This window comes from Melaminivora alkalimesophila (assembly GCF_000282995.1).
In the GTDB taxonomy this organism is placed as follows: Bacteria; Pseudomonadota; Gammaproteobacteria; order Burkholderiales; family Burkholderiaceae_C; genus Melaminivora; species Melaminivora alkalimesophila.
The window spans coordinates 1-210 of record NZ_ALEE01000007.1; the positions used below are offsets into that span (position 1 = coordinate 1).

General features: G+C 55.2%; 1 rRNA gene. It reads right to left on the minus strand.

The features are described 5' to 3' along the window. Positions 1-8: 8 nt before the first annotated feature. Positions 9-121 (minus strand): 5S ribosomal RNA (gene rrf / locus A612_RS00030). Between the last annotated feature and the right edge of the window lie 89 nt (positions 122-210).

The window sequence follows — 210 nt, forward strand, 5'->3', positions numbered from 1 at the left end:
GGTATGTAGCCTGACGATGACCTACTTTCACACGGGGATCCGCACTATCATCGGCGCGAAGTCGTTTCACGGTCCTGTTCGGGATGGGAAGGGGTGGTTCCGACTTGCTATGGTCATCAGGCTTAAACGGTTTTGGCTGGGTGCGTGGTTTGGCTTTTTATGGCTTTGCCTGGCACCTGGCCTCAATTCACAGAAGTCGAATGGGGGGGG